The sequence below is a fragment of the Pantoea sp. X-Soil-TKNS-1207 genome (assembly GCF_059730485.1).
On record NZ_AP035958.1, the window covers coordinates 3992659 to 4013732 of the forward strand.

At 58.4% G+C, this 21074-nt stretch carries 19 protein-coding genes; 9 read left to right on the forward strand and 10 right to left on the reverse strand.

The annotated features are described in order from the left end of the window. The first annotated feature begins 16 nt into the window (after window positions 1-16). The 4 genes from yrfG (at window position 17) to pckA (ending at window position 3899) form a co-directional block, all read left to right on the forward strand. Window positions 17-685, forward strand: coding sequence for a GMP/IMP nucleotidase (yrfG, locus tag AC6I8V_RS18640; RefSeq protein ID WP_497843657.1), 669 nt, complete (start codon window positions 17-19; stop codon window positions 683-685). 13 nt (window positions 686-698) lie between these two features. After that, window positions 699-1100 (forward strand): ribosome-associated heat shock protein Hsp15, encoded by a 402-nt coding sequence (gene hslR, locus AC6I8V_RS18645; RefSeq protein WP_497843658.1) that lies wholly within the window; start codon window positions 699-701, stop codon window positions 1098-1100. 25 nt (window positions 1101-1125) lie between these two features. Next, on the forward strand, window positions 1126-1992 hold the full coding sequence (hslO, locus tag AC6I8V_RS18650) for an Hsp33 family molecular chaperone HslO (RefSeq protein ID WP_497843659.1): 867 nt from the start codon (window positions 1126-1128) through the stop codon (window positions 1990-1992). Between the two features lie 284 nt (window positions 1993-2276). Next, the gene (gene pckA / locus AC6I8V_RS18655; protein ID WP_497843660.1) at window positions 2277-3899 is read left to right on the forward strand and encodes a phosphoenolpyruvate carboxykinase (ATP); all 1623 of its coding nucleotides are present in this window, start codon (window positions 2277-2279) and stop codon (window positions 3897-3899) included. 56 nt (window positions 3900-3955) lie between these two features. On the opposite strand, the gene envZ is transcribed toward pckA, so the two are convergent. Next, on the reverse strand, window positions 3956-5314 hold the full coding sequence (gene envZ, locus AC6I8V_RS18660; protein WP_497843661.1) for a two-component system sensor histidine kinase EnvZ: 1359 nt from the start codon (window positions 5312-5314) through the stop codon (window positions 3956-3958). Beyond that, window positions 5311-6030: an osmolarity response regulator transcription factor OmpR gene (ompR, locus tag AC6I8V_RS18665; RefSeq protein ID WP_001157751.1), complete on the reverse strand. Its 720-nt coding sequence runs from the start codon at window positions 6028-6030 to the stop codon at window positions 5311-5313. The genes envZ and ompR overlap by 4 nt, the downstream gene beginning before the upstream one ends. A 513-nt stretch (window positions 6031-6543) precedes the next feature. Here ompR and yjbE point away from each other — a divergent pair. Continuing rightward, window positions 6544-6789: an exopolysaccharide production protein YjbE gene (yjbE, locus tag AC6I8V_RS18670; RefSeq protein ID WP_497843662.1), complete on the forward strand. Its 246-nt coding sequence runs from the start codon at window positions 6544-6546 to the stop codon at window positions 6787-6789. Window positions 6790-6911: 122 nt separating this feature from the next. Here the strand turns inward: yjbE and greB are convergent, their stop codons facing one another. Then, window positions 6912-7397, reverse strand: coding sequence for a transcription elongation factor GreB (gene greB, locus AC6I8V_RS18675; RefSeq protein ID WP_497843663.1), 486 nt, complete (start codon window positions 7395-7397; stop codon window positions 6912-6914). A gap of 195 nt (window positions 7398-7592) precedes the next feature. On the opposite strand from greB, the gene AC6I8V_RS18680 reads away from it, so the two are divergent. Together AC6I8V_RS18680 and AC6I8V_RS18685 are read left to right on the forward strand one after the other, a co-directional pair. Beyond that, window positions 7593-9923, forward strand: a complete 2331-nt coding sequence (locus AC6I8V_RS18680; RefSeq protein ID WP_497845882.1) for a Tex family protein — start codon at window positions 7593-7595, stop codon at window positions 9921-9923. Window positions 9924-10049: 126 nt separating this feature from the next. Further along, window positions 10050-11738: an alpha-amylase family glycosyl hydrolase gene (locus tag AC6I8V_RS18685; RefSeq protein ID WP_497843664.1), complete on the forward strand. Its 1689-nt coding sequence runs from the start codon at window positions 10050-10052 to the stop codon at window positions 11736-11738. Here AC6I8V_RS18685 and AC6I8V_RS18690 read toward each other — a convergent pair whose 3' ends face one another. Continuing rightward, complete coding sequence (locus tag AC6I8V_RS18690) at window positions 11739-12008, reverse strand: YdgH/BhsA/McbA family protein (RefSeq protein ID WP_497845883.1); 270 nt, start codon at window positions 12006-12008, stop codon at window positions 11739-11741. 169 nt (window positions 12009-12177) lie between these two features. Then, on the reverse strand, window positions 12178-12954 hold the full coding sequence (bioH, locus tag AC6I8V_RS18695) for a pimeloyl-ACP methyl ester esterase BioH (protein WP_497843665.1): 777 nt from the start codon (window positions 12952-12954) through the stop codon (window positions 12178-12180). Between the two features lie 34 nt (window positions 12955-12988). Here bioH and gntX point away from each other — a divergent pair, with 34 nt between their 5' ends. Next, entirely contained in the window at window positions 12989-13666 is a 678-nt protein-coding gene (gene gntX, locus AC6I8V_RS18700; RefSeq protein WP_497843666.1) for a DNA utilization protein GntX, read from the forward strand. A gap of 58 nt (window positions 13667-13724) precedes the next feature. Next, on the forward strand, window positions 13725-14300 hold the full coding sequence (gene nfuA, locus AC6I8V_RS18705; RefSeq protein WP_497843667.1) for a Fe-S biogenesis protein NfuA: 576 nt from the start codon (window positions 13725-13727) through the stop codon (window positions 14298-14300). 39 nt (window positions 14301-14339) lie between these two features. On the opposite strand, the gene malQ is transcribed toward nfuA, so the two are convergent. The 5 genes from malQ to glpE form a co-directional block, all read right to left on the reverse strand. Beyond that, window positions 14340-16409, reverse strand: a complete 2070-nt coding sequence (gene malQ / locus AC6I8V_RS18710) for a 4-alpha-glucanotransferase (RefSeq protein ID WP_497843668.1) — start codon at window positions 16407-16409, stop codon at window positions 14340-14342. A gap of 84 nt (window positions 16410-16493) precedes the next feature. Next, window positions 16494-18899, reverse strand: a complete 2406-nt coding sequence (malP, locus tag AC6I8V_RS18715; protein WP_497843669.1) for a maltodextrin phosphorylase — start codon at window positions 18897-18899, stop codon at window positions 16494-16496. A 150-nt stretch (window positions 18900-19049) separates the two neighbouring features. Next, entirely contained in the window at window positions 19050-19808 is a 759-nt protein-coding gene (locus tag AC6I8V_RS18720) for a DeoR/GlpR family transcriptional regulator (RefSeq protein ID WP_497843670.1), read from the reverse strand. A 48-nt stretch (window positions 19809-19856) separates the two neighbouring features. Further along, window positions 19857-20681: a rhomboid family intramembrane serine protease GlpG gene (gene glpG, locus AC6I8V_RS18725; protein WP_497845884.1), complete on the reverse strand. Its 825-nt coding sequence runs from the start codon at window positions 20679-20681 to the stop codon at window positions 19857-19859. A gap of 33 nt (window positions 20682-20714) precedes the next feature. Further along, window positions 20715-21041, reverse strand: a complete 327-nt coding sequence (gene glpE / locus AC6I8V_RS18730; RefSeq protein ID WP_497845885.1) for a thiosulfate sulfurtransferase GlpE — start codon at window positions 21039-21041, stop codon at window positions 20715-20717. Window positions 21042-21074: the final 33 nt, after the last annotated feature.

The following is a 21074-nucleotide window of genomic DNA, read 5'->3' on the forward strand; positions in this document are numbered from 1 at the left end:
TAGGGCGGGAGAGAACATGCAGGTTACGCTTAACTGGTCTGAGATCGATACCGTGCTGCTGGACATGGACGGCACCCTGCTCGATCTCGCCTTCGATCGTCATTTCTGGCTGGAACACGTACCAGAAACCCTGAGTCGCGAGCGGGCAATCACGCTGGATGAAGCCCATCAGCTGATTCGGGAAAAGTATCACGCCGTGGCGCATACGCTAAACTGGTACTGTCTGGATTACTGGTCGCAGGAGCTGGCGTTAGACATCCGCGCCATGACCTTCGCCAAACGCGAACGTGCGTCCATGCGTGAAGATACGCTGCCGTTTTTACAGGCGCTGCGTGCGGCGGGTAAGCGCACCATTCTGCTGACCAATGCCCATCCTTACAATCTGGACGTCAAACTGGCGCAGACCGGATTGGCTGCCCACCTTGATTTATTACTTTCTACCCATACCTTTGGGTATCCGAAAGAAGATGCGCGTCTCTGGCAGGCGGTACAGCAGCACACCGGTTTCAACAATTCGCGCACGCTGTTCATTGATGATAGCGAACCGATTCTGGATGCGGCGACACGCTGGGGGATTCGCTGGTGTGTCGGCATCAGCAACCCGGATTCCGGTCGCCCGGATCAGTCCTTTAGTCGCCATCCGGCGCTGCGGGACTATCGCGAGCTGATCGATCCGCTGCGTTAAATCAGGAGCCGCAATGAAAGAGAAAAACAGCGAAGGCGTCCGCCTCGACAAATGGCTGTGGGCGGCGCGTTTTTACAAAACCCGCGCCATCGCACGCGAGATGATTGAAGGCGGGAAAGTGCATTACAACGGCCAGCGCAGCAAGCCGAGCAAGCTGGTGGAGCTGGATGCGGAACTGACGCTACGCCAGGGCAACGATCAGCGCACGGTGATCGTCACCGCCATCAGCGAACAGCGTCGCCCGGCCACGGAAGCCCAGGCCCTGTACGCCGAAACGGCGGCCAGCATTGAGAAACGGGAAAAGCTGGCGCTGGCGCGCAAGATGAATGCGCTGACCATGCCGCACCCCGATCGCCGCCCGGACAAAAAGGAGCGCCGCGATCTGATGAAATTTAAATTGTCGGGCGATGAATAACTCGCGCCCCAACGAGAGAAAACCTATGTCTGTTCAAGATCAACTGCACCGTTATCTGTTTGAAAATGCGGCCGTGCGCGGCGAGCTGGTGAATGTCACGCAAACCTGGCGTGAAATCGTGGAAGGCCATGATTACGCTGAACCGGTGAAAGCGCTGCTGGGTGAGCTGCTGGCGGCGACCAGCCTGCTGACCGCCACGCTGAAGTTTGATGGCGACATCACCGTGCAGTTGCAGGGTGATGGTCCGCTGTCGATGGCCGTGATCAACGGTAATAACCGTCAGGAGCTGCGTGGCGTGGCGCGCGTGAAAGACGCGATCGCGCCGGGCAGCAGCCTGAAGCAGATGGTTGGCAATGGCTATCTGGTGATCACCATCTCCCCGGAGAAGGGTGAGCGTTATCAGGGTGTGGTTGGCCTGGAAGCGGATACGCTGGCGGGTTGTCTGGAAGATTACTTTATGCGTTCTGAGCAGCTGCCAACACGCCTGTTTATTCGCACTAACGAAAAAGGCGCCGCCGGAATCCTGTTGCAGGTACTGCCCGCCCAGGAGCCAAACCTCGACGACTTCAATCACCTCGCCACGCTGACCGAAACGGTGAAAAGCGAAGAGTTGATTGAACTGCCAGCCACGGATGTCCTGTGGCGTCTGTATCACCAGGAAGAGGCCACGGTGTTCGATCCGACGCCGGTTTGCTTCAAATGCACCTGCTCCCGCGAACGCTGCGGCGAAGTGCTGAAAACGCTGCCTGTTGATGAAGTCGATGAGATCCTTGAAGAAGATGGTGAAATCGATATGCATTGCGACTATTGCGGCGCGCATTACGTTTACGATTCGGTCGATATCGCGGCGATTCGCAATACGCCGACCGGCAGCAGCGATCAGCTGCACTGACAGATGTCGGGCGGTCCCACCGCCCGCATTTCCCACCACGCCCATCCCCCTGTTTTTAAAGAAAACTAACTTCTTTATGCTGACATTAGTTTCATAACTGGTGAATTTATCGGCGTAGCGCGCCCTGGCTCGCATTTCTGACTGACAATCCTTTTCCGCCGTACTCAGAAGAGTACAGTGCACGCGATCATGCCCTGCGCCCCACGAGGCCAGCCGCAGCATCACCTCTCATAATTAATAATATTTCGCTATGCAGAACAGACACCGATTAAAGGAGCAGTCACATGCGCATTAACGGCCTGACATCGCAAGACCTTGCCGCATTGGGCATCAGCGGCACCACTGAAATCGTCTACAACCCTGACTTCGACACCCTGTTTCAGGAAGAAACCCGCCCTGAACTGGAAGGTTATGCGCGCGGCATTCTGACGCAAAGCGGCGCTATTGCCGTGGATACCGGTATCTTCACCGGCCGCTCACCGAAAGATAAATACATCGTGCGCGATGACACGACGCGCGACACGCTGTGGTGGAACGTTTTCGGGGAAGGCAAGAATGATAACCAGCCGCTCTCGGCGGAAACCTGGCAGGCGCTGAAGCAGTGCGTCACCCAACAGCTGTCCGGCAAACGCCTGTTTGTGGTGGATGCCTTCTGCGGCGCCAACCCGGATACGCGCCTTAGCGTGCGCTTTGTGATGGAGGTGGCCTGGCAGGCGCACTTCGTCAAAAACATGTTTATCCGTCCGGATGACGAGGAGCTGGCGCACTTCACCCCGGATTTCGTGGTGATGAACGCCGCGCAATGCACCAACCCAAACTGGCAGGCACAGGGGCTGCATTCGGAGAATTTCGTCGCCTTTAACCTCACCGAGCGTATGCAGCTGATTGGCGGCACCTGGTACGGTGGCGAGATGAAGAAAGGCCTGTTTGCCATTATGAATTATCTGCTGCCGCTGCGAGGCATCGCCGCGATGCACTGCTCAGCTAACGTCGGTAAAGCGGGCGATGTGGCGGTGTTCTTCGGCCTTTCCGGCACCGGCAAAACCACGCTATCGACCGATCCGGATCGCCAGTTGATTGGCGATGATGAACACGGCTGGGACGACGATGGGGTGTTTAACTTTGAAGGTGGCTGCTACGCCAAAACCATCAATCTGTCGGCGCAGGCGGAACCGGAAATCTATAACGCGATTCGCCGCGATGCGCTGCTGGAAAACGTGGTGGTACGCGCCGATGGCAGCGTCGATTACGCTGACGCCAGCAAAACCGAAAACACCCGCGTCTCCTATCCGATTGAGCATATCGAAAACATTGTGCGGCCGGTGTCAAAAGCGGGCCACGCGCAGCGCGTCATTTTCCTGACGGCGGATGCTTTCGGCGTGCTGCCGCCGGTGTCGCGTTTAACGCCGGAGCAGACGCAGTATCATTTCCTGTCGGGCTTCACCGCCAAGCTGGCCGGCACGGAACGCGGCGTTACTCAGCCAACCCCAACCTTCTCCGCCTGCTTTGGCGCCGCGTTTCTCACCCTGCATCCAACGCAGTACGCCGAAGTGCTGGTGAAACGTATGGCCGCAGCGGGGGCGCAGGCTTATCTGGTGAATACCGGCTGGAATGGCAGCGGCAAACGCATTTCGCTGCGGGATACCCGCGCCATTATCAACGCGATTCTGGCCGGGGAGCTGGATGATGTGGCAACGCAAAAGCTGCCGGTGTTTAACCTGCAAGTCCCCACCCGGCTGACGCAGGTGGAGGATACGATTCTCGATCCGCGCGCCAGCTGGTCCAGCGAAGCCGCCTGGCAGGACGCCGCGCAGGATCTGGCGCAGCGCTTTATCACTAACTTCACCAAATACACCGATAACGCCGCCGGAGCCGCGCTGGTACAGGCTGGCCCCCAGCTGCCGTAACCCTTATTGCACAACACCTTCTCCCGCTGGCGGGAGAAGGCTGAGGGCACAATCGGTCAGGCGTTATGGTTGCCGTTTACCAGCGCCGTACCGCTTTCCGGCACCGGCAGCCAGGCGCGAATACGCAGGCCGCCGTGTTCACTGACGCCAATCTCCAGCGAGCCATCGTGCGCATCGATAATACGCTGCACAATCGCCAGCCCCAGACCGGTACCGCTGGTGCTGCGCGCGCTATCACCGCGAACAAAAGGCTGGAACAGATGCTGGAGCTGATCCGGTTTAATCCCCGGACCATCATCTTCCACCTGGAACCAGGCGCGATGCAGTTCCTGGCCGCTGCTGACTTTAATCCAGCCGTTGCCATAACGCGCCGCATTCACCACCAGATTCGCCACCGCGCGCTTAATCGACAGCGGGTTGATGTCCAGCATCAACTCCTCAGGCATCACCGCATTCTCAATCTCGCGCTCGTAGCCGCTTTCGGCGGCCACCACTTCACCCAGCACGCTATTCAGATCGGCGCGCTCGGTCTGCATCTCCTGACCGGTGCGCAGATAGTCGATAAACTGCTCGATAATCGCGTTGCACTCCTCGATATCTTTATTAATCGACTCGGCCAGATAGCCATCCTCCTCGCTCATCATCTCGGTAGCGAGGCGAATACGCGTCAGCGGGGTGCGCAGATCATGGCTGACCCCCGCCATCAGCAGGGTACGATCGTCGGCTAACTGCTTCACCCCTGCCGCCATCTGGTTAAAGGCGCGGGTGACCGAACGCACTTCCGAGGCGCCATATTCGCGCAGCGGCGGCGGGATAATGCCTTTCCCCACCTGCAAAGCGGCATGTTCGAGATCAACCAAAGGTCGGTTCTGAATGCGGATAAACAGCCAGGCGCCGCCAATTGCCAGCAGCATTATCGCCAGCGTGTAGCGGAACAGCGGCGAGAAATCGCCCTGATGGATTTCGGTCAACGGCACGCGCACCCAGATATCGGGCGACAGCCAGGTTTTGAGCCACACCACCGGGGAATTTTTATTCACTTCCACCCGGACATCCGTCGGTCCGCCAAGCTGCTGCGCCATCTGTTCACTCAGGAACTCGTAGTGCTGCGCCCAGCGCAATCCGCTCTCTTCCGCCGCGGCATTGGTATACAGCGAGATACCCAGTTCCCGGTAGATTTCACGCCGGAAAGCCGGTGGCACTTCCAGCTGCGTCCCATCTTCCAGCTGCAAACGGTCGGTCATCAGCATACGGACTTCGTAAGCGAGGACTTTATTGAACTGCTGCAAACTGGGAAGAATGGCGAAATTCAGCACCACCAGATAGGTCGTTACCAGGCTGACGAACAGCAAGGTAACGATCAATAACAGGGTGCGGGCAAACGAACTGCGAGGTGAGAAGCGCAATCGCCTCATGCTTTACTGCCGTCCGGAACGAATACGTAGCCAAGACCCCAAACGGTCTGAATGTAGCGCGGATGCGCCGGATCTTCTTCCACCATACGGCGCAGACGGGAAATCTGCACATCGATAGAACGTTCCATCGCGCTGTATTCACGACCACGAGCCAGGTTCATCAGCTTGTCGCGCGACAGCGGTTCACGCGGATGGCTGACCAGCGCTTTCAGCACGGCAAACTCACCGCTGGTGAGCGGCATTGGCTCATCTTCACGGAACATTTCACGCGTACCGAGGTTCAGTTTGAATTTACCGAAGGCGATAACCGCTTCTTCCTGTGACGGCGCACCCGGCAGTTCATTTGCCTGACGACGCAGCACAGCGCGGATACGGGCCAGCAGTTCACGCGGGTTGAACGGCTTAGGAATGTAGTCGTCAGCACCGATTTCCAGTCCTACGATACGGTCCACTTCTTCGCCTTTCGCGGTGACCATAATGATCGGCATCGGGTTGCTTTGGCTACGCAGGCGGCGGCAGATTGACAGGCCATCTTCACCTGGCAACATCAGATCAAGCACCATCAGATGGAAAGATTCGCGGGTTAACAGACGATCCATTTGCTCGGCGTTGGCAACGCTGCGCACCTGAAAGCCCTGCTCGGTGAGATAACGTTCGAGCAACGCGCGCAAACGCATATCATCATCGACGACCAGAATTTTGTAGTTCTCTTGCATGTTCAACTCCCAAAGGCGCCATTGCCTGAGCCAATATTGTTAAAAAAAGATGCCTTACAGTGACAGTCATTAATGGTTTATATTCTAGCCGAAATTGTTACAAAGCATATTAAACAGCAGCTTATCTTTAATTTTACCACTGTAATATGGCGCACTTTGCGCTTTTTGCTCTGTCTTTCTATGTGGTTAGCGCTTATCTGAAAAATTAAGCCTTTTTCTGTTTGTCGCTGGTTCAACCGACGCGCAGCTGGCCTGAAAACGGCGCTGAGGGTGATTTTACGGGCGCTGACTCTTGAGAATATCCCATCGAACGCGGTTTAGTAGCATAAAATGTGGCGTTTCCTGATTATCTCGCCTTTCCTCTCTCGGAGGATTCCCTTCGCGTAGCAAAACAAGGCCACCATTAAATAAAGTCCTTAAAATCAATCAGTAAAGCCCTCTTTCCTCTCCCGACGCGATCTCAGACACTGTTTCCGTACCTGTTGAAATTGAGTGCATGTGGAGAGAAAGAAAATGAAAAAAACCGTAGTTCTGCTGAGCGCGCTGGTAGTGGCCAGTCTCACCCAGGTTCAGGCGGCCACCAGCGTTGGCGAAGCGGCCGGCGCCCAGGCCTCATCAACCGCACAAGGTAACTCAGAAGCCATTGGTGTGGGTGCCGTAGCGGCGCTGCTGGGTGTGGCGTTAGCCACCGCGGGCGGCGGCGATAAAGGCACTGGCACTTCAACATCGACCACCACGGCCACAACGCCAGGTAAATAATCGATTTCAGGCGCGGCAGGACGCGGCGCCTTCCCTCTTTTACACGCCAGCCCATTTCGCCACCGGAGAATAAGTGTCGCCCCCGGCTTTCTTACAAAAGCCATTATTCTCCGCCTCTTTTTTTACTGCGCGTCTTTCACGTAGTCGATGCGATTCACCAGCCACAGCTTTTGCCCTTCCGGGGTATTCACCGTCACTTCGTCATCCACTTCTTTTTTGATCAACGCGCGCGCCATCGGCGAATCAATCGAGATGTAGTCCTTCACGTCACCGTAGATCTCATCCGGGCCGACAATGCGGAAGCGCTTCACTTCGCCCTGCTCATTCTCCACTTCCACCCAGGCGCCGAAAAACACCTTCCCTTCCTGCTGGGGCGCGTAATCGACGATTTTCAGCTCCGCCAGACACTTCCGCAGATAGCGCACCCGGCGATCGATTTGTCGCAGCAGACGTTTGTTGTAAGTGTAATCGGCGTTTTCCGAGCGATCGCCAAGGCTGGCGGCCCAGGAGACAATTTTGGTGATTTCCGGACGCTTTTCATTCCACAAATGATCGTGCTCAGCACGGAGTTTGTTATAGCCCTCGCGGGTAATCAGTTGGGTTTTCATCGCGTCAACTCGTTGTTACTGGCCTGAGGAGGCTAACAATAAGCGACGCGTCGACCATCAGCAAGCCATGCGCAGGGTTGTGCGCGCTGCATTCAGAAAATGACGGATTCACCGCCATCGGCTGGCAATTTGCAGCCTCAGTCCGTATAACTGTCCCCTGTTTCTTAACCCCCTTTAAGCAAGACAGAACTGATGATGAAAGATTCGCTGAGCCAGATTATCGCAAGTGAGCTGAAGGCGCGTGACGAACAGGTTGACGCCGCTATCCGCCTGCTTGACGAAGGGAATACCGTGCCGTTTATCGCACGCTACCGTAAGGAAGTCACCGGTGGGCTGGACGACACCCAGCTGCGTCAGCTGGAGAGCCGCCTCGGCTATCTGCGTGAACTTGAAGAACGCCGCCAGTCGATTCTGAAATCCATTGACGATCAGGGCAAACTTACCCCCGAACTCGCCACCGCCATCAACGGCACCCTCAATAAAACCGAGCTGGAAGACCTCTACCTGCCGTATAAGCAGAAGCGCCGCACACGGGGTCAAATCGCGATTGAAGCGGGCCTGGAGCCGCTGGCGGACACGCTATGGCAGGACCCGTCGCACGAGCCTGAGCAGCTGGCCGCCGGTTATGTGGATGCCGACAAAGGCGTGGCCGATGTCCGCGCCGCGCTCGATGGCGCGCGCTATATCCTGATGGAACGTTTTGCCGAAGACGCCGCGCTGCTGGCCAAAGTGCGTGATTATCTGTGGAAAAACGCGCATCTGGTTTCCCGCGTGGTGGAAGGAAAAGAGGAAGAAGGCGCGAAATTCCGCGACTACTTCGATCATCACGAAGCGCTCAGCAGCGTGCCCTCGCACCGTGCGCTGGCGATGTTCCGTGGCCGCAACGAAGGCGTGCTGCAACTGTCGCTGAATGCGGACCCGCAATTTGACGAAGCCCCGCGTGAAAGTCACGGCGAAACCCTGATTGCCAGCCACCTGGACCTGCGTCTCAACAACGCACCGGCCGACAGCTGGCGTAAGGCGGTAGTGAGCTGGACGTGGCGCATCAAGGTGCTGCTGCATCTGGAAACCGAACTGATGGGCACGGTGCGCGAGCGCGCCGAAGACGAAGCCATCAACGTGTTTGCCCGCAACCTGCACGATCTGCTGATGGCCGCACCGGCGGGTATGCGTTCCACCATGGGCCTCGATCCCGGCCTGCGTACCGGCGTGAAAGTGGCGGTGGTCGATGCCACCGGCAAGCTGGTCGCGACCGACACCATCTATCCGCACACCGGCCAGGCGGCAAAAGCGGCGACGGCGGTCGCTGCGCTGTGCGCCAAACATCAGGTTGAACTGGTGGCGATTGGTAACGGCACCGCATCACGCGAAACCGAACGTTTCTTCCTTGATGTGCAGAAGCAATATCCGCACATCAAAGCGCAAAAAGTGATTGTCAGCGAAGCCGGTGCTTCGGTCTATTCCGCTTCGGAACTGGCTGCGCTGGAGTTCCCGGATCTCGACGTGTCGCTGCGTGGCGCCGTGTCGATTGCCCGCCGTTTGCAGGATCCGCTGGCCGAGCTGGTGAAAATTGATCCGAAATCGATCGGCGTGGGCCAGTATCAGCACGATGTCAGCCAAAGCCAGCTGGCGAAGAAGCTGGATGCGGTGGTGGAAGACTGCGTTAACGCCGTGGGTGTCGATCTCAACACCGCCTCGGTCGCGTTGCTGACCCGCGTGGCGGGCCTGACCCGTATGATGGCGCAGAACATTGTCAGCTGGCGCGACGAGCATGGTCGTTTCCAGAATCGTCAACAGCTGCTGAAAGTCAGCCGTCTCGGCCCGAAAGCCTTTGAGCAGTGCGCGGGCTTCCTGCGCATCAACCACGGCGACAACCCGCTGGATGCCTCCACCGTCCACCCGGAAGCCTATCCGCTGGTTGAACGCATTCTGGCGGCTACCGAGCAGGCGCTCAGCGAACTGATGGGCAACTCGGGCGGCCTGCGCAACCTCAGCCCGCGTGATTTCACCGACGAGCGTTTTGGTCTGCCGACCGTCACCGACATCATCAAAGAGCTGGAAAAACCGGGTCGCGATCCCCGTCCGGAGTTCAAAACCGCGCAGTTTGCCGAAGGCGTGGAAACGCTCAACGACCTGCTGCCGGGGATGGTGCTGGAAGGGGCGGTCACCAACGTCACCAATTTTGGTGCCTTTGTGGACATCGGCGTGCATCAGGACGGCCTGGTTCACATCTCATCGCTGTCGGATAAATTTGTTGAAGATCCGCATCAGGTGGTGAAAGCCGGCGACATCGTCAAAGTGAAGGTGATGGAAGTTGATCTGCAACGTAAGCGTATCGCGCTCACCATGCGTCTGGACGAGCAGCCGGGTGAAAGCAACGCACGCGGCGGCGGCAACCGTAGCGCAGGCAAAGAGTCGGCACGTCCGGCGCAGGCCAGCAAAGGCCGGGCGAAGCCTGCCAGCCAGGCTCCGGGTAACAGCGCGATGGGCGATGCGCTGGCGGCTGCCTTCGGCAAAAAACGCTAATTTCCCGCTGTGAAATGCGCGGTGGCGGCACCGTCACCGCGCGCATCAGGTTGATAAATCGTCCCATCCAGCTACGCTGAAAAAATCCGTGTGAAAAAATGACCTTCCGCGTGGCGCAGCGACCTGATGGATATTATCAACGCCTTACTTGATGAAATTTATGCCGACACCCTGCCGATGGCAGCCCGTGAGCGACTGCTTTCCCACATTCGCGCCGCGCGTGATACGGTAAAAATCCCGCGTAAACCGCACTGGGATGAAAAAGACGTGGTGCTGATCAGCTATGCCGACCAGTTTCGCGAGCCGGAAGTGCCAACCCTGGCGACCTTCTCCCGCTTTTATCAGCAACACCTGCAAGCCACCTTTTCGCTGGTCCACCTGCTGCCGTTTTTCCCCTACTCCTCGGACGATGGTTTTTCGGTTATCGATTATCACCAGGTAAACCCGATTTGCGGCGACTGGCACGATGTGGCGGCGCTGCATACCCATACGCGGCTGATGTTCGACTTTGTCTGCAATCACATGTCGGCGCACAGCGCGTGGTTTCGCCATTTTCTGGCGCAGGACCCCGGCTGGGATAACTTTTTCATCAGTATGCCGCCGGCAACCGATCTCAGCGGCGTTACGCGTCCACGCACGTCGCCGCTGCTGACGCCGTTTGAGATGGCCGACGGCGCCACGCGTTATATCTGGACCACCTTCAGCGCTGACCAAATCGACCTCAACTTCGCCAATCCCGAAGTGCTGATTCGCATGGTCAACGTGCTGCTCGATTATCTGAAGAAAGGGGCTGACTATGTGCGGCTCGATGCCGTGGGCTACATGTGGAAAACGCCGGGCACCAACTGCATCCATTTGCCGAAAACCCATCAGCTGGTGAAGCTGTTCCGCGCCATCGCCAATGTGGTGGCGCCAGGCACGGTGATCGTCACCGAAACCAACGTGCCGCACAAAGACAACATCAGCTACTTCGGCAACGGTCATGACGAAGCGCAGATGGTGTACCAGTTCTCGCTGCCGCCGCTGGTGCTCCATGCCATACATTCCGGCTCCGGGCGCGCGCTGCGTCAGTGGGCCAGCTCGCTCGATTTAAGCAGCGGCGATACCACCTTTTTTAACTTTCTCGCCTCGCATGACGGTATTGGTCTCAATCCGGCGCGCGGTATCTTATCCGAGGTGGAGATTGTCGCGCTGGTGCGCGATCTGGCGCTGGAAGGCGCGCTGGTCTCCTACAAAAACAACCCGGACGGCACCACCAGCCCGTATGAAATCAACGTCACCTATCTTGATGCGCTGAATCGTCAGGACGATGACGACAGCACGCGGCTGCGCCGTTTTCTGCTGGCCCATGCCATCCTGCTGGCGTTTCCCGGCGTGCCTGCCATCTACATTCAAAGCATTCTCGGCTCACGCAACGACACCGAAGGGGTGCGCGCCGCCGGGCACAACCGCGCCATCAATCGCGAAAAATACAGCCTGCGCGAGATGGAACAGCAGCTGAGCGGGGGCAATGCGCTGCGTCAGCAGGTATTTGAGCGCCTTAGCGCGCTGATCCAGCTGCGTACACGCCAGCCCGCCTTCCATCCGGACAATGCGATGACGCTGTTTGACAGCGATAACGCGTTGCTGGTGCTGCGTCGCCACAAGGCCGACAGCGAGGAAGGGTTGCTTTGCGTGTTTAATCTTAGCGGGCGTGAGGTTGAGGCGACGTTGCCGCAGGCGCGGCGTTTTCATGATTTGATCAGCGGGGAGACGATTGATGGCAGCCAGCCGGTCAGACTGGCTGGCTGGCAATTTATGTGGCTACGAGGTTAATTACTTATAAACATCCGCAATGCCGCTGAACTTGCCATGTTCACGGCCAGCAATCACCAGAAAATATTTTCCGCCTTTTTCATCAGCCAGTTTCGACAGCTCATGTTTTGCATCCATCGGCGAGGTAGTTTCCGCCGTCGTATGCACCGTACCAATTTTCTTCAGATGCATTTCTTTCACTTCTTTTTTGGTGACTTCTTTCGCTGCCAGCGCAGAAAAAGAGACCGCTCCCATCACCACTGCTGCCACAACCATGTTAATGATTTTCATAGTATTACCCTCACTTATTATTGGATTATCCGGGATGGCAGCAGGCGTAAAACGTATCAACTCTCCGGGACCATTCACCCCATGCCGAAGATTCATTTCAGAGGTAAAGCAGCCTGCTCCCCTGGAAAGTATTGACCTTTCCGGGGGAATTTCCACTGTGCACCCAGGTTTAGCGCGGGAGAGCGTGACTAAAGTCCAGAATAGTCTGACAAAACGCATCAGGATGGGAGATAAAAGGGGCGTGAGCGGCTTTCTCAATCACCACCGATGGCGAGTGCGGCCAGCGCGTATCCAGCTCGTCTGCCACGCGGCGCGGCACCAGGCCATCAAGATAGCCATACAGGCGTAAAAACGGCAGCGCGAGCGCATCCAGCGGCACACGTAAATCCACCTGACGCAGGATTTCCAGCCCGCCTTCCAGCACCGCGACCGACGGCATTGGCTGCGACAACACCACGTCTTTCAGCTGACGAGCATCCTGGCGCGCGTTTTCGGTGCCCAGCGTCTGCAACGCCAGAAAGCGTTCCACCGTGCGCTGAAAATCGTGACTTAACTGCTGCTGAAACCCTTCCAGCGTGGCCGGTTTGATGCCCGGCCAGCCATCGCGTGCGGTGAAACAGGGCGAGGAGGCCACCGTGATCAGCCCGCTCACGCGTTCCGGGTGGGTTAACGCCAGCTGACTGGCGACCAGGCCGCCCAGCGACCAGCCGAGCAACAGGCTGCGCGCGGGCAGATGCGCTTCCAGCTGCTGCGCCATTTCCGCCAGCGTCAGCGCGCCATAGCCGCTGCTGCGGCCAAAGCCCGGCAGATCGACCAGATGCAGGCGAAAATGCGCGCTGAGTCGCGGAACGATGTTTTGCCACACTTCGGCATTCAATCCCCAGCCGTGCAGCAGCACAAGATCGCGATCGCCTGTGCCAGTGGTGTGCCAGTAAAGCGAACTCATCCGTTATTATCCTGAAAGTGAAAAGGAGGTCGCTATGCTATCAATCCCTGCCCTGTGTTGGCTATGCCGTCTGCCGCTCCAGCTGGCCCGGCACGGCCTCTGTTGCCGCTGTGCGCGCCAGTTACCCGCGCTGCCCGAACTCTGTCCACGCTGCGGCCTGCCCGCCCGTGCCGCCAGGCCTTGTGGCCGCTGTCTGCAACGCCCCCCGCCGTGGCAGCAGCTGATTTGCGTCGGAGACTATCAGCCGCCGCTCAGCCACTGGGTGCAGCAGCTGAAGTTTTCCCGTGCCACCGCACTCAGGGTGATGCTGGCGCGGCTGCTTTTGCTAAAGTGGTTGACCATGCGTCGGCGCTACGCGCTACCGCGTCCGGATATCATTCTCAGCGTCCCGCTGCATCAGCAGCGTCACTGGCAGCGCGGCTATAATCAGGCGGCGCTGCTGGCGCAACCGCTGGCGCGCTGGCTGGGGTGTGAATATGTGGAAGGGGTGCGGCGCGTACGCAAGGCTGCGGTGCAGCACGCGCTAAACGCCGCCGCGCGGAAAAACAATCTGCGCGGCGCGTTTCGCCTTGAAATCCCGGTGCGCGGGCGTCATATCCTGCTCATCGACGATGTGGTGACCACCGGCAGTACGGTGGCCGAAATTAGCCGCATGTTGCAGGCCGCAGGCGCGGCCAGCGTACAGATTGGATGCCTGTGCCGTACCTTGTAGAGCGTCGGCGTTGGGCGTATTATAACCAACTAAATTAGTCAACTATTGAGCAATCGCCATGATCCGTATTACTGATGCTGCCCAAGAGCACTTCTCAAAACTTCTGTCAAAACAGGAAGATGGCACCCAGATCCGCGTATTCGTTATTAATCCCGGTACGCCAACCGCCGAGTGCGGCGTCTCTTACTGCCCTCCTGATGCCGTGGAAGCGACCGATACCGAGCTGAAGTTTGAAAGACTGTCAGCCTACGTTGACGAGCTGAGCGCACCGTACCTCGAAGACGCAGAAATCGACTTCGTGACGGATAACCTCGGTTCCCAGCTGACGCTGAAAGCGCCTAACGCCAAAATGCGTAAGGTTTCTGACGACGCGCCGATGGTCGAACGCGTGGAATATCTGTTGCAGGCACAGATTAACCCCCAGCTGGCGGGTCACGGTGGCCGTGTGACACTGATGGAAATCACCGATGACGGTTACGCCATTCTGCAATTCGGCGGCGGCTGCAACGGTTGTTCGATGATTGACGTAACGCTGAAAGACGGTATCGAGAAAGAGCTGCTGGCAGCCTTCCCTGAACTGAAAGGCGTGCGCGATCTCACCGAGCACCAGCGCGGCGAGCACTCCTACTACTGATTCTCTGCGCGCGACAGCGACCCGACGCTGTCGCGCGTATCATTTCCCCTTGCGCCCGGCGCATACCGCTTTCAGCAAACGCCTGACCTCCTCATCCGCAAACATCGCTTCCAGCGTGACGCTGAGCTTACGTCGCCAGTTGGGATATTGTTCGACCGTGCCCGGCACATTGACCGGCGAGGTCATACCCAGCCAGTCCTCCGGTTGCAGGCCAAGCAGCGCGCTGTCAGTCGCGGCAAGAAAACGATGAATCGCCAGGTTGAGCGTGGACGACATCGCCAGTTTTTCAGCCTGTTTGCTGCTGCGCGCCGGTAACGCCCCCGCCTGATGCAGCGCCTCCAGCAACGCCTGCTTCTGCTTTGCCCGCTGCTGCTGCAATGATTGCAGCACGCTTTCACCCGGATACAGGCCGAGCTGGTTGCCCAGCAGCAGATCGCCCGCCTGCCAGAACCCGGCCAGCGTGGGCAGGTCATGGGTACTGGCGCTGGCGATTGACTGGCGTGGATACTCCGCAGGCTGCCGGTAGCTTTCGTCGCCGTGCTGCTCAAACCACAATACCTTCCAGGAGAAGATGCCGCTGTTACGCAGCAGGCTGACAATCTCTTTGGGCACCGTACCGAGATCTTCGCCGATCACCATGCAGCGATGGCGCTGGCTTTCCAGCGCGAGGATCGCCAGCAGATCCTGCACCGGATAAGCGACATACGCGCCTTTGTCGGCGGTTTCGCCATAGGGTATCCACCACAGCCGCAGCAGGCCCATTACATGGTCGATGCGCAACGCGCCGCAATCACGCATGTTGGCGCGCAGCAGGTCGATAAACGGCTGGTAGCCGCGCGCGCGCATCACATGGGGATCGAGCGGCGGCAGCGCCCAGTTTTGTCCCAGCGGGCCGAGGCGATCCGGTGGCGCGCCCACTGAGGCGCGCAGCTTATACAGTTGCGGGTCCTGCCAGGTTTCGGCACTGCCCTGCGCCACGCCGACCGCCAGATCGCGATATAACCCCACCGTCATCCCCAGCTGCTGGCTACGCTGCCAGCAGCGGGCAAACTGCTGCTGCGCCAGCCATTGCAGCCAGCTGCGGAACTGGATTTCGTCCTCATGCCGGGCGCACCACTGCTGCACCTCCGGCGAATGCGCGTTGCGCCAGCCTTCCGGCCACGCGGGCCAGCCCCACTCCTGTTGATCGCCTTTGCGCCGTTCCGTCTGCACGCCGTCATAAGCCGCCTGGTAACGCAGATGCTCGCCACCTTCGACGACAAACTGCTGCCATGCCTGATACGCCTGATTCTGCACATCGCGCTGGCGAAAGGTCTGCCAGGCAAGGCGCAGCGCGTGCAGCTTGAGTTCGGCCACCGTGCTGTAATCCACCCAGTCGCTGGCGCGGGCTTTTTCCAGCGCACGCCGGGTTTTCGCCAGCTTCCACCAGCGCTGCGCCTCGTCGCTGCGTTGAAAATCCTCAAGCTGGCTGACGTCGATATAGAGCACGTTCAGCCAGCGGCGCGAGGTCGGGCTGTAAGGACTGGCGCTCTCCGGCAGCGCGGGATAAAGCGCGTGCAGCGGATTGAGTCCGACAAAATCGCCACCCTGCGCCGCCACCTGTTCCAGCATCTTTTCCAGATCGCCAAAATCGCCAATGCCCCAGTTGTTGTCGGAGCGCAGGGTATAGAGCTGCACCAGCGCGCCCCAGCGCTTTTCACCCTGCTCCAGCGCAGCGGGCAGATAACAACGGCGCGGTGCGAGGATGATGCGCGTCTGCCATTGCTGACGCCCCTTACGCAGCGTGAGCTGGTGGTAGCCCTGCGGCAGCCGTGGCGGCAGCGTCAGCGGCTCACCGCCCTGCACGCTGCCCTGCCAGCGGCTGCCCTGCTCGGAAATCAGCTGCCAGTGAAATTCGCCTTTGCCCTGCGGCGTCAGCTGGCGTTTGCTGCGCCCGGCAAATACCTGCACCGGCGGTAGCGGTGGCGTTTTCCCGGCCGGTGTGTCCATCACCTCCAGCAGCGCCTGCTTGGTTTCATCACTGATGGTTTCCGGCTCGCCTTTGGCGTTGATAAAACGCAACGCGATACCGGCGGCCTGCGCGGCTTGATCCAGCTTGCTTAACGTCATCGTTTCTCCTGTATCACGGTGCGGACGTTGATCCGGTGCGCCTAAATGCGCAGCCCGAGGGGCGGCATTTAGGCCGACCGGCTATCAACGTTTTGCCTGCCAGATACGCGTCTGGTAATCACGAATCGATCGGTCAGAACTGAAAATCCCGGTGCGCGCGGTATTGAGGATCGCGGCTTTGGTCCAGGCTTCCTGATCCTTCCACAACGCCTCCACCTGCTGCTGCGCAGCGATATAGGCATCGAAATCGGCCAGCACCAGCCAGGGATCGCCATTTTTCGTCAGGCTGGTGAGCAGCAGATCAAAGGCGTGTTTATCGCCATCGCTGAATTTGCCCTTCTCCAGATCTTTCAGCAGCCCGTCGAGATGCTTATTGGCCTTCCGCAGTTTTTTCGGGTGATAACCATCGGCCTTCAGCGCTTTGACCTCATCCACGGTATTGCCGAAGATAAAGATATTCTCCTCACCCACCTCCGCAGCAATCTCCACATTGGCCCCGTCCAGCGTGCCTATGGTCAGCGCGCCGTTCAGCGCCAGCTTCATATTGCCGGTACCGGAGGCTTCATAACCGGCGGTAGAAATCTGTTCGGAGAGATCCGCCGCCGGAATCATCAGCTCGGCGGCGGTGATGCGGTAGTCCGGGATAAACACCACCTTCAGCTTGTCGCCCACTTTCGGGTCGTTGTTCACCACTGCCGCCACTTTGTTGATGGCGTAGATAATGTTTTTCGCCAGGTAATAACCGGGCGCAGCCTTGGCGCCGAACAGGAACACGCGCGGCACAAAGTCAGGATTGTTCGGGTCGTCACGCAGCTGACGATAGCAATGCAGAATATGCAGCAGGCTGAGATGCTGCCGTTTGTATTCGTGCAGGCGTTTGATCTGCACGTCAAACAGCGCCTCGGGATTCACCTCAATGCCGGTCACCTGGCGAATGTATTCCGTCAGCTGTTGTTTGTTGGCCTGCTTAATTTTGCGGTATTTCTGCCGGAAGGCTTTTTTTGCCGCAAACGGCTCCAGCGCTTTCAGCGCCTCAAGATCGTTGGCCCACTCCACCTGCAAGGTGTCATAAAGCAGCGCCGACAAACGGGGATTGCACTGCTGCAACCAGCGGCGCGGCGTGATGCCATTGGTCACGTTGTGGAATTTTTCCGGCCACAGCTGGTGATACTCCGGGAACAGATCTTTTACCACCAGCTCGGAGTGCAGCGCCGCGACGCCGTTGACGGCGAAACCACTCACCACGCACAGATTCGCCATGCGTACCTGGCCATCCGCCACCACCGCCAGTTTGTGCCACATCGCCCGATCATCCGGCCACTGCCGCTGTACCTGCTTTTTCAGACGGCGGTTAATTTCGCGAATGATCAACATATGGCGCGGCAGCAAACTGCGCACCAGCCGCTCGTCCCAGCGCTCCAGCGCTTCCGGCATCAGCGTGTGGTTGGTGTAGGCGAACACCCGACTGGTGATATGCCAGGCGTCTTCCCAGCTCAGCTGATGTTCATCCAGCAGCAGACGCAGCATCTCAGGAATGGCGATGGTGGGATGGGTGTCGTTAAGCTGAATCACCTCATAATCCGGCAATTCATGTATCGAACGCCCGGCCAGATGATGGCGGCGCAAAATATCGCCCACCGCGCAGGCGCACTGGAAATATTGCTGCATCAGGCGCAGGCGTTTGCCCTCCTGATGGTTATCGTTGGGATACAGCACTTTGGTCAGTTTTGCCGCCTCAATACCCGGCTGCTCGGACTGGAGAAATTTGCCGTCGTTAAACAGGGTGAGATCGAACGGGTGATCACTGGTCGCCTTCCACAGGCGCAGCGGTAGCGTCACGCCGTTGCGATAGCCCACCACCGGCAGATCCCAGGCTTCCCCCTTTAACCGCAGCTCCGGCCGCCAGAGCGCCCGCCCGTCTGCGCTTTTCTCCACCGTCCCGCCAATGCCAACCTGCACATCCTGCGCCGCGTTATGGCGAAACCACGGGTAGCTGTCGCGCTGCCAGTCATCCGGCGCTTCTTGTTGCTGGCCCGCGCCAAACGACTGGCGAAACAGGCCGTATTGATAATTCAGGCCATGCCCCATCGCCGCCTGACCAACGGTGGCCATCGAATCCATATAACAGGCAGCCAGCCGCCCAAGCCCCCCGTTACCCAGCGCCGGATCGACTTCCTCCTCCAGCAGCTCGCTCAGGGAGAGCTGATGTTCTGCCAGCGCCGCCTGCACCTCGTCATACCAGCCGAGGTTCATCAGGTTGTTGCCAGTCAGCCGACCGATCAGAAATTCCATCGACAGATAATTAACGTGCCGCTGGCCTTTGCGCGGCGTCAGCGGCGGCTGGGCAGCCAACAGCTCCGCCAGCGCAGCGCTCAGCGCCTGCCACCACTGGTGCGGCGTCATTTGTTGTGCGGAAGAAAGACCAAGGTGCTGCCACTGACGGGTGAGTGCGGCGTCGAAACGCGCTTTATTGAATTTTTGCTGCGACATATCCATCCCTTCCGAGTCCGGTAACGGTGAAGCGAAATTGGGGAGCGCACGGCCAGAAAATGGCCTGAATGGATAAGTTAAGACGGGAGCGGGGGAAAAAGCGACAGTAAAACAAGGCGGGAGAGAAAAAAAGCCCGCCTGGCTGAGGATTTAGCAGAGTTCGAGCTGAACTTCGTGCTGCTCAATCACCTTCATCACGCTGGCTGGCGGGGTGAGGTCGGTGTAGAGATAGTCGATGAGGCTCATATTGCCCAGATTAACCATCGCGTTACGGCCAAATTTCGAATGATCCACCACCAGCATCACGCAACGCGAGTTCTCAATGATGGCGCGTTTGGTGCGGACTTCATGGTAGTCAAACTCCAGCAGCGAGCCATCCATATCAATGCCGCTGATACCGAGAATGCCGTAATCGAGACGAAACTGGGAAATGAAATCGAGGGTCGCTTCGCCCATGATGCCGCCATCGCGTGAGCGCACCTCGCCACCGGCGATGATGACGCGAAAATCGGGTTTCCCCATCAGCAGCGTCGCCACGTTGAGATTGTTGGTCACCACGCGCAGGTTACTGTGGTTCAGCAGGGCGTGCGCCACCGCTTCCGGTGTGGTGCCGATATCGATAAACAGCGTCGCCCCATCCGGGATCTGGCTGGCTACGCGCTCGGCAATGCGCGCTTTTTCCGCCGACCACATCATTTTGCGATCCTGCCACGCGGTGTTTTCCGAACTGGACGGCAGCGCAGCGCCGCCGTGATGACGCTGAATTTTATTCTGATCGGCCAGATCATTCAGATCGCGCCGGATAGTTTGCGGGCTGACCTCAAAGTGATCCACCAGTTCTTCCGTGCTGACATATCCCTGACGCCGGACCAGATCGATAATGGCGTCATGACGTTGCGTCTGCTTCACATCTCTCTCCTGTTGACGGCTGGAGGCCGTTTTCTTGTTCTTCTGCTGCTAGCGGCGTAGCGGCTTGCGCGTATCAACAAACGCCATCGCCAGCCCAACCAGCAAGCCGGTGACGTGTGCGGCGTTGGCGATCGACAGGCCAAACGCGCCGTACCAGCCAATAATCAACCACACAATAGCGAAACCGATAAGACCGCGCTCGAGATAAATGCCACTTTCGGGATCGCGCTCGCCACGCAGCCAGCAATAACCCATCAATGCGTACACCACGCCAGACAGGCCGCCGAACAGCACGCCGCTGAATTTAGCCTGCATCCAGCCGGTGAGAAGCGCGGAAATGAGCATGATCACAAACAGTTTGCCGGTACCGAGACGTTTTTCCACCGCGCCGCCGAGATACCACCACCACATCAGGTTGAACAGAATATGCAGCAGTGAAAAATGCAGCAGCGCGTGGCTGAACCAGCGCCAGACCTGAAAATATTGCTCCGGTCCATCCGGCCATGCCAGCCAGCCGAGCACGGTTTCATCACCGACAATCTGCATCAGAATGAACACCGCCACGCAGACAATCATCATCGTCATGGTGAGCGGACCCGCGCGTTCGCGAATGTTCGCCCAGATATTGCTGCGCTCATAGCGCAGGCCGCTCTGGGTGCTGCCAGTGTGCCAGCTGGCGGCCTGATAACGTGGGTGATTCGGGTCGCGAACGAACTGCGCGAGTTCGTTTTCGACCATATCCAGTTTGCTTTCATCTTCCAGCAGGATGACAAAATGGCTTTCGCGTTCAATCGTCAGACTGACGCCGCGCGCAGCCATATAGTCCACAAATGCCTGGGCCATGCGCGGATTATTGAACTGGGTAATGCGCATCATGCGGTGCTCTCCTTCCTTTTATCGAGTGGCTCAAAGCGTGCCAGTAGCGACCTGAGCCGGGAACGCCGCGCGCCAGGCGTCAAACCCCCCATCAATACTGTATGCCGCGCTAAATCCCTGCCCCAGCAGGAACTGCGCCGCACCTTTGCTGCTGTTGCCGTGATAGCACATCACCAGCACCGGCAGGTCATGACTGGCCTGAGCGATAAAGTCTGCAAGGTTGTCATTAGACAGATGCTGCGCGCCTGCGGCATGGCCCAGGGCAAAGCTCTGCGGGTCGCGGATGTCCACCAGCTGCGCACCTTGTGCCAGATGCTCCTGAGCCTGTAGGACGTTAATACATTCGAAGGTTTCCATGGTGGTGTCTCTCATCGCTTCGTCACAATTGGC

Excerpts from the sequence above, each read along its gene's own strand:
- AC6I8V_RS18685 (WP_497843664.1), top strand. The coding sequence starts at position 10,050 with ATGGATATTATCAACGCCTTACTTGATGAAATTTATGCCGACACCCTG.
- malQ (WP_497843668.1), bottom strand. The coding sequence starts at position 16,409 with ATGACGTTAAGCAAGCTGGATCAAGCCGCGCAGGCCGCCGGTATCGCG.
- nfuA (WP_497843667.1), top strand. The coding sequence starts at position 13,725 with ATGATCCGTATTACTGATGCTGCCCAAGAGCACTTCTCAAAACTTCTG.
- AC6I8V_RS18690 (WP_497845883.1), bottom strand. The coding sequence starts at position 12,008 with ATGAAAATCATTAACATGGTTGTGGCAGCAGTGGTGATGGGAGCGGTC.
- yrfG (WP_497843657.1), top strand. The coding sequence starts at position 17 with ATGCAGGTTACGCTTAACTGGTCTGAGATCGATACCGTGCTGCTGGAC.
- glpE (WP_497845885.1), bottom strand. The coding sequence starts at position 21,041 with ATGGAAACCTTCGAATGTATTAACGTCCTACAGGCTCAGGAGCATCTG.
- hslR (WP_497843658.1), top strand. The coding sequence starts at position 699 with ATGAAAGAGAAAAACAGCGAAGGCGTCCGCCTCGACAAATGGCTGTGG.
- envZ (WP_497843661.1), bottom strand. The coding sequence starts at position 5,314 with ATGAGGCGATTGCGCTTCTCACCTCGCAGTTCGTTTGCCCGCACCCTG.
- malP (WP_497843669.1), bottom strand. The coding sequence starts at position 18,899 with ATGTCGCAGCAAAAATTCAATAAAGCGCGTTTCGACGCCGCACTCACC.
- ompR (WP_001157751.1), bottom strand. The coding sequence starts at position 6,030 with ATGCAAGAGAACTACAAAATTCTGGTCGTCGATGATGATATGCGTTTG.
- pckA (WP_497843660.1), top strand. The coding sequence starts at position 2,277 with ATGCGCATTAACGGCCTGACATCGCAAGACCTTGCCGCATTGGGCATC.
- gntX (WP_497843666.1), top strand. The coding sequence starts at position 12,989 with ATGCTATCAATCCCTGCCCTGTGTTGGCTATGCCGTCTGCCGCTCCAG.
- greB (WP_497843663.1), bottom strand. The coding sequence starts at position 7,397 with ATGAAAACCCAACTGATTACCCGCGAGGGCTATAACAAACTCCGTGCT.
- yjbE (WP_497843662.1), top strand. The coding sequence starts at position 6,544 with ATGAAAAAAACCGTAGTTCTGCTGAGCGCGCTGGTAGTGGCCAGTCTC.
- bioH (WP_497843665.1), bottom strand. The coding sequence starts at position 12,954 with ATGAGTTCGCTTTACTGGCACACCACTGGCACAGGCGATCGCGATCTT.
- AC6I8V_RS18680 (WP_497845882.1), top strand. The coding sequence starts at position 7,593 with ATGAAAGATTCGCTGAGCCAGATTATCGCAAGTGAGCTGAAGGCGCGT.
- glpG (WP_497845884.1), bottom strand. The coding sequence starts at position 20,681 with ATGCGCATTACCCAGTTCAATAATCCGCGCATGGCCCAGGCATTTGTG.
- hslO (WP_497843659.1), top strand. The coding sequence starts at position 1,126 with ATGTCTGTTCAAGATCAACTGCACCGTTATCTGTTTGAAAATGCGGCC.